At 70.2% G+C, this 8,030-nt stretch carries 5 protein-coding genes; all 5 read right to left on the minus strand.

Translation table 11 applies throughout. The features are described 5' to 3' along the window. Positions 1–45: 45 nt before the first annotated feature. Positions 46–2,592 (minus strand): molybdopterin-dependent oxidoreductase, encoded by a 2,547-nt coding sequence (locus QN152_10855; protein ID MDR7540008.1) that lies wholly within the window; start codon positions 2,590–2,592, stop codon positions 46–48. A 69-nt stretch (positions 2,593–2,661) separates the two neighbouring features. Then, a complete protein-coding gene (locus QN152_10860) occupies positions 2,662–5,226 on the minus strand; it encodes a molybdopterin-dependent oxidoreductase (GenBank protein ID MDR7540009.1) in 2,565 nt (854 codons plus the stop codon). 78 nt (positions 5,227–5,304) lie between these two features. Then, entirely contained in the window at positions 5,305–6,237 is a 933-nt protein-coding gene (nrfD, locus tag QN152_10865) for an NrfD/PsrC family molybdoenzyme membrane anchor subunit (protein ID MDR7540010.1), read from the minus strand. 73 nt (positions 6,238–6,310) lie between these two features. Continuing rightward, entirely contained in the window at positions 6,311–6,919 is a 609-nt protein-coding gene (locus tag QN152_10870; protein MDR7540011.1) for a 4Fe-4S dicluster domain-containing protein, read from the minus strand. Between the two features lie 96 nt (positions 6,920–7,015). Then, positions 7,016–8,030, minus strand: a 1,015-nt coding sequence (locus QN152_10875; protein MDR7540012.1) for a UbiD family decarboxylase, incomplete at its 5' end; no start/stop codon positions are given.

Consider the following 8,030-nt stretch of genomic DNA (forward strand, 5'->3'; position numbering starts at 1 on the left):
GGCCGTCCGCCCCTACGAATGCACGGCGCGCGACGCCGAACATCCTCAGTCCGCTGCACGCACGTCCACCACCACGCAGGCGTCGAGCGCGGCGGAGACGGTGTCCAGACGGTCCATGGCGTAGCGGATCAGGCTGTTGTAGTGGAGACCCCGGCCGCGGGCCTTCGGGTTGGCGGCGCCCCAGCGCCCCAGGATAGCCGGGCAGGCCACCACCTGGGGATGCAGCGCTTCCGTCAGGTGAAGCACCGCCTCGGCGCGGCGGCCCTCCGGGGTCTCCAGGACCACCCGCTGGCCCTCGCGCAGGCCGCGCCGACGCGCGGTATCCGGGTGCATGGCCACGGCGAAGCCGTCGCCCCGGCGCTCGCACAGGTCCAGCAGCAGGGCGTTGTCGATCGAGATGGAGAAGGTCAGCCAGGAGACTTTGTAGTTGACCAGGAACAGGTCGTGGGGAGGCTGGCGTTGGAGGTAGGGCGGGCACGGGCGCCACTCCACCAGGGGATAGTAGCCGCTGGTATCCCACTCGATGCCCAGCTCGTGGGTGACCTTCCTGACCGCCTCGCCCGCGCCGTAGAAGTGCTCCAGGTAGATGGGGATGCGCCCAGAGTGGAAGGGCCGGGGGTAGGTCTCCTTCACACCCCGCGCCGCCAGCTCGTAGTAGCCGTGCTGCCGGAAGTAGTCGAGGCCGTGCGCGTCGCCGCACCAGGCCCTGGCCCAGCGGTCGGCGATCTCCGCCCAGGTGTAGGCGCGGTTGCCCTCCAGGCGGTGCGCGTCGTCGAGCTGCAGGATGGCGTTGAAGGCGGCGTTCAGCTCGGCGGTCATGCCGAGGCGCCGGGCCACCTCCAGCAGAACCTCGATCCAGTGGCGCGCCTCGCCCTGCGGCGGCACCACCGGCTGCTGGAAGTTGAAGGCCCAGGGGCGGCCGGAGGTGGGGGCATGGCGGTACTGGAGGTACGGGTTGAGCACGAACGGCGCCAGCCGCTCCAGGCTGTTGGTGTCCGGCAGCACCAGGTCGGCCATCAGCGCGGTCTCGTTGAGCTGGTCGCAGAAGGACACCACGAAGGGGATCTTCTTGATCGCCTCGGCCATGACTCGCGGGTCGGCGGTAGTGGCCATCAGGTTGCTGCGGCACTGGATCAGGACCTCCGGCCGGTACGGCAGGCGGTAGTTGTCCGGCTCCAGCAGCGTCAGCCAGAGCATGGCACGGGAGTAGATGGAGACCGGGAACAGCTCCACCAGTTCCACCGTCTCTGGCGGCTTCACCTCGCGCGGGGGGAGCGAGCGGCGGTGGTGGCGGGTGTACGGGTTGCGGGCATCGATCAGTCCGTCCGGGCCCTCGCCGGGCGCCCAGGTGGGGCCGCTGGCGGTGGCGTTGAGGATGCCGCCCGGCACGTCCACCGCCCCGACCAGGGTGTTCAGCAGCGCCACGGCGTAGCCGTTCATCCAGGCGTTCTTGTGCTGGGAGACGGCGCGGTACCAGGAGGCGCAGGCCGGGCGCCAGGGGACCCGCACCCCAGCGATCTCGATGGTCGCCCCGATGCGGGCCGCCTCGCCAAACTCGCGGGCGAGGCGGCGAGTGGTGGCGGCCGGCACGCTGGTGATCTGCTCGGCGCGCTCGGGGGTCCACTCCCGGAGGTGCGCCTTGAAGACCTCGAAGGCAGTCGGCTCGGGGTAGCGGCCCTCCAGGGCCACCTGATCGGGGTCCGCCGCATCGTAGGGCACGGCGCGGCCGCCCGCCCAGACCAGCGGCTTGCTCGTATGCGGGTCGCGCCGGTAGCGGCCGTCCTCGCCCACCAGGTAGGGACCGTTGGAGTAGCGGCGCAGGAACTCGGCGTCGTACACGCCCGCCTCGTGGACGAGCACGTGCATCATCGCCAGGCACAGGGCTGCGTCGGTGCCGGGCAGGATGGGCACCCACTCATCGGCCTTGGCCGCCGGGGTCGAGCAGATGGGGTCCACGACCACCAGCTTCATGCCGCGCCGCCGCGCTTCGGCCATCTCCAGGGTGAGGCCCATGGCGTTCATCTGGGCGGCAAAGCCGTACTGGGTGCCGAACTGGATCAGGTAGTTGCAGGAGGTGATGTCCGGGTGGATGTCGTTGGAGCCGGTCAGGGTGTACGCCACCGGATGGACGCCGTTGCCGCAGAAGAAGCCGGCCGACACGGTGGTGAAGTTGGGCGTGCCGAAGGCGCTCAGGAAGGCCCAGAAGGGCTGGAAGGAGTGGCCGTCGAAGCTGGCGCCAATGAGCGCGCGGGGGTCTTTCTCGCGCACCTGCTTGAGCCGCGCGCACAGCTCGTCCAGCGCCTCCTCCCAGGAGATTTCCTTCCAGCGCGGGTCCACGCCGATCCCCTTGTCCGGGTTGGTGCGGCGCAGGGGCTTCGTCACGCGGTACGGGCTGTACAGGCTCATCAGGGCGGCGTTGCCCTTGGCGCACAGCACGCCGTAGTTGGGCGGGGCGCCCGGGATGCCCTCCACCTTGACTGCCACGCCGTCCACCACGTGCACCCGCACGGAGCAGCCGTTGTAGCACATGTCGCAAGCGGTGGGGATCCAGGCGTCCCGGGCGGGCTGCGCGGCGGGTTGTGTGAGCGCCATGATCACTCCCATGTTCTGAGTCGTCAGTCCTCAATCGTCAGGAGCCTGCTGGTGGCTGACGACGCGCGTTCACGCCTTCCTTACTCGGACCCTCACGCACGCGTCCACGGCGGCGGCCATGGTGTCGAAGCGCTCCAGGCTGTACTCAACCAGGCTGTTGAAGTGGACCCCCTGGCGGGCGCGGGGGTTCCAGGTGATCCAGCGGCCGAGGACGCTGGGCACGGACAGGCACTCCGGATGGAGGCCCTCGGTCAGGCGGGCCACCGCGCGGGCGCGACGCCCGGAGGGGGTCTCCAGCTCGATGGCGTCGCCGTCGCGGATGCCCTTGCGCCGCGCGGTAGCGGCGTGGATGCCCACGTTGAACACCCTGGCGTTGCGCTCGGCCAGGTCCATCAGCCAGGCGTTCTCGCTGGTGAAGGAGAAGGTCAGGAAGGGCAGCTTCTGGTTTACCAGGAACAGGTCGTACTCGGGCGGGCTGTCGGCGTAGGCTGGGCAGGGGCGCCACTCCACCAGTGGCACGTAGCCGGAGGTATCCCAGGCGATGCCGCGCTGGCGGGTGAGACGGGCCACCGCCTCGCCCGCGCCCAGGAAGTGCTCCAGGTAGATGGGGATGCGCCCGGAGTGGAAGGGGCGGGGATAGCTCTGCGGCACGTTCCGCGGCCCGTCCTTGTAGTAGCCGTGGGCCAGGAAGTAGTCCAGACCGTGCTCGTCGCCGCAGTAGGAGCGGGCCCAGCGGTCGCAGATCTCGGCCCAGGTGTACTTGCGGGCCGGGTCGAGGCGGTACGCCCCCTCCAGGCGGGCGATGGCGTTGAAGGCCGTGTACAGGTCCGGCAGGAGGTCCAGCCGCTCGGCCAGCTCCAGCAGCACCTCGATCCAGTAGCGGGCCTGGCCGAAGGGCTGCACCACCGGGCGCTGGAAGTTGAAGCTCCAGGCCTCGCCCGGCAGGGCAGCCTGGTTGTAGCGGTAGTAGGGGTTGTAGGCGATGGGCACCAGCCGCTCCAGGGCGTGCTGATCGGGCAGCACCAGGTCGGCGAACTGGGTGGTCTCGTCGTGCTGGTCAGCGAAGGAGCAGATGAAGGGAATGGTCTTGAGCGCCTCGGCCATCACCTGAGGATCGGCGCCGGTGGCCAGCAGGTTGGTGCGTGTATGGAGCAGCACCTCCGCCCGGTAGGGCAGGCCGAAGGTGTCGGCGTGCAGCAGCCCCAGCCAGAGCATGGCGCGGGCGTAGACCGAGACGGGGAACAGCTCGATCAGCTCCAGCGTCTCCGGCGGGGTGACCTTGCGTGGCGGGATGGGGGTGCGCATGTGGCGGACCGTATACGGGTTGGCGGACACCAGCAGCCCGTCCGGCCCCTCCAGCGGCTGCCAGTCCGGGCCGGAGGCGGTGGCGTTCAGCAGCCCGCCGGGCACGTCCACCGCGCCCAGCAGCACGTTCAGCAGGCCGATGGCCATGCCGTTGTGCATGGCCCAGCGGTGGGCGGAGATGCCGCGGTACCAGATGGCGGCGAAGGGGCGCAGCGGTAGCGCGTGCCCGTCCAGGCGAATGCTGGCGCCCAGGCGCGCCGCGGCAGCCATCTCGCCGGCCAGGCGGCGAATGGTGGCGGCCGGCACGGTCGTGATCTCCGCCGCGCGCTCCGGTGGATAGGCCTTCAGGTGCTCCAGCAAGAGCTGCAGGGCGGGGCGGACCTCCACACCGTCCACCAGGAAGGTGCCCTCCATCGCCGCGTGCCGCCAGTCCACCTGGTCGTAGGCGGCGGGGCGGGCGGCGCTGGCGTCCCACACCTGGGGCTTGCCGCTCTCGGGCTCGCGCCGGTAGTAGCCGTCCGGCCCGATCAGATAGGCAGCGTTGGTGTAGCGGGCCAGGTAGTCGCGGTCGTAGGTCCCCCGCTCGTGCGCCAGCACGTACAGGAGCGAGAGCGCGAGGGCGGCGTCGGTGCCGGGGCGGATGGGCACCCACTCGTCGGCCTTGGAGGCGGCGTAGGTGCAGACCGGGTCCACCACCACCAGCCGCATCCCGCGGCGGCAGGCGGCAGCCATCTCGCGGGTGAGGCCCATGGCGTTGGCCTGGGCGACGAAACCGTAGGAGGTGCCGAACATGAGCAGGTAGTCGCACCGCTCCAGGTCCGGGTGGACGTCGTTGGAGCCGGTCAGGGTATACGCGACGGGGTGCATGCCGTTGCCGCAGAAGAAGCCGGCCGAGGCGGTGGTCAGGTTGGGGCTGCCGAAAGCGGTCAGGAAGGCGCGCAGCATGAAGTGGGAGTAGCCGTCGAAGGTGGCGCCGACGACGCTGCGGGGGTCCTTCGCGCGGGCGGCCCGCAGCTTCTCGGTGAGCAGGTCCAGCGCCTCGTCCCAGGAGACCTCCTTCCAGCGGGGATCGACGCCAATGCCCTTCTCGGGATTGGTGCGGACCAGGGGGGTGGCGATGCGATGCGGGTTATACAGACTCATCAGGGCGGCGTTGCCCTTGGCGCAGACTCTGCCGTAGTTGGGGGGCGCGTCCGGGAGGCCCTCGATCTTCACGGCCATCCCATTGACGCGGCGCACGCGGATGGAGCAGCCGTTGTAGCACATGTCGCAGGCGGTGGGAATCCAGACGTCTTCGGTTGGGAGCGCAGCGGTCGGTTGCGCCGCCATGGCGGGAGTCCTTTCGCTCTCAGCTTCGGCCTGGTCCGGCGGGACCCGGCCAACGGGGCCCGCGCGGGCCCCGCGGGCCTACAGGAACGGCGCGTACGTGCCGGCCTTGATCACGGAGAACTTGGAGAACCAGTTGCCCACCACCGCGACCAGGCCGGCGGCCGCCAGGATGGTCGAGGCGGACCCGGCGGTAGAGGCGAGCCCGCCCCACAGCCCCAGCGCGGCCGGCGCCAGCAGCCCCAGCACCAGCGTGCCATAGACGAAGGCCGGCTGGAGCTCGCCGCCCAGCAGGCGCTGCACCGAGATACGGGCGGCGGTGTGGCTGTATGAGCCGTTCAGCAGGTGGGCCACCTGCAGCAGCAGGCAGACCACGAGCAGGCCGCTCTCCACGGCCAGCCAGCCGCGCAGGGTGGCCTGGCCGACCGGCGCCCACAGGGTGGAGACCAGCGCCAGCCCGACCGCGCTGCTGAAGGCGTAGGCCAGGAACTGGAGCGGGATGAGGGTGGTGTTCCAGAAGGGGATGGAGGGCGAGAAGGCCAGCACCAGGCCCGGGTAGACGATCACCACCAGGGCAGCCGCGCCCGCGATGACCTGGAACGCGATGCTCAGCGGGGAGCTGGCCCATCCGGCGCCGAACAGCGGCCCGCCGCCGAGGTTGAGCTCGCCCAGGGTCCACAGTCCGTCCAGGCCCATGAAGATGAAGTCGCAGATGGCGCCGATGCTGATCCAGGAGGTGCGCGGGTTGGCCAGGGCGCGCAGCACGCGGAAGGGCCTGCCCAGGTCGGCGATCAGGATCAGGCCGCCCACGCCGATGAACAGCAGGCTGAGCAGGTCGGCCAGGGGCATGCCCAGCACACGTCCTAGCTCGACCCCGAACAGTGCCCGGTCGAGGAACAGCGCGCCGCCCACGCCCATGAAGGTGAACCACAGCGCATGCGGGATACCCCACACGTTCTGCGGCTTGGGCTCCATGATCCAGCGGCCGGTGAACGGGTTGACCACGGCTGACATTGCTCTCTCCCTTCTCAGGGCCAGGGGCCAGGGAAGAGACGGCCCGTACTCCCTGGCCTCTGGCCACCGACCCCTACCGCAGGTAGTACACTGAGGGATCCGTCCCCGCCTCGGGGCGCGGCTGCACCCCGTTACGCTGGCGGATGAGCCTGGAGACCTCGCTGTTGGGGTCGTCCAGGTCGCCGAAGACGCGGCACCGGGTGGGGCAGGTCTGGACGCAGGCGGGCTCGTAGATGCCCTGGTCGATGCGGTGCACGCAGAAGGTGCACTTCATCACCGTGCCGACCACCCGCCCATCCTTGTAGAGCGCGCGCTCGAAGGGCGTCAGCTCGCCCCCGAACTCGCTCTTGATCTCCTCCACGTAGTGCAGCGCCCCGTAGGGGCAGGCCGCCACGCAGGCGCGGCTGCCGCAGCACACGTCGTGGTTGACGGTCACGATGCCATCGGCACGCTTGGTGATGGCCCTGGTTGGGCAGGCCTTGACACACGGGGCGTCCTTGCAGTGCATGCACAGCGCGGGCAGGAACACGCGCTTGACGGTGGGGTAGGTGCCGACCTCCTTCTCGTACACAGGGGCCAGCCATACCCCGGGCGGCGTGCCGTTCTCCACCTTGCACGCTACCGAGCAGGCGTAGCAGCCAACGCAGGTCGTCAGGTCCAGGACCATTCCCCAGCGAGTCATCGCTCCTCCCTCATCGCCTCGGGCGGGAGCTGGTCTCCCGCCTGCCGTTTGCCCTCGTCCTCAGGGGCGGGGCACCAGTCCCCGCGCCGCGCCCGCTCATCCCTTGCTCCGCCACGGCGCCTCGCCGCGCAGCGCCTCCAGGTAGGCGTGGTGGTCCAGGCGCGCCTTGACCTCGGGCGGGACCTGGCACTTGGGCGGGAAGGGCTCCGGCGGGGCTGGCTTGGTGCAGTCGAAGATCATCTTCGTCTCCATCGGCCCCTTCTGTTCGCGGTGGAAGCCGTAGGTGACCGGGTTCAGATGGCCGCCCAGGAAGTTGGGCAAGATGCACAGGTCCCGATCGGCCTGGAAGCGGGTGGCGAAGGCCCAGAGCACCTCCCGCTCGTTGAAGACGTCCACGTCGTCGTCCACCACCCAGATGTGCTTGAGGATGGGCTCCACGGCGAAGGCGGCGCAGGCGGCGATCTTGGGCTCGCCCTCCACCTTCTTCTTCATCGAGATGTACAGGTGAGAGCGGGCCATCCCGGACAGCGGCAGGTTCACCGCGGTCACGGTGGGCACGGCCTCGCGGACGCGGCGGTAGAGGCTGCCCATGCGCGGCAGGCCGCCCAGCATGCTGTGCTCGTCGTGGGCGTTGAAGACGTCCACGTAGATGGCATCGCGGCGCATGGTGATGGCCGTGACCTGCACCCAGGGGAAGGGGCCGAGGCCGGTGTAGTAGCGGGGGTACTCGCCGAAGGGGCCCTCGTTGCGCACCGCCTCCGGGCGGGTGTCCACGAGGCCCTCGATCACGATCTCGGCGCGGGCCGGCACCGGCAGGTCCACCGTCTCGGCCGGGACCACCTCCAGCGGCTCGCCCAGCAGGCCGCCCATCACCTCCAGCTCGCCCCCGATACCGCCCAGCTTGGAGACCGCCCCCATCAGCATCGCCGGGTGGTGGCCGATCGCCAGCGCCACCTGCAGCGGCTTGCCCTCGTCCCGCAGCTTGCGCAGGATGTACGAGGTATGGTGGGCAGGATTGGTCATGAAGCCGAGCTGGTCCTTGCCCTGGAGCTGGTGGCGGAAGATGCCGGCGTTAATCCGGCCGCTGTCGGGGTCGCGGGTGATGGTGGCG

The organism is Armatimonadota bacterium (assembly GCA_031459715.1).
In the GTDB taxonomy this organism is placed as follows: domain Bacteria; phylum Sysuimicrobiota; class Sysuimicrobiia; order Sysuimicrobiales; family Humicultoraceae; genus Humicultor; species Humicultor tengchongensis.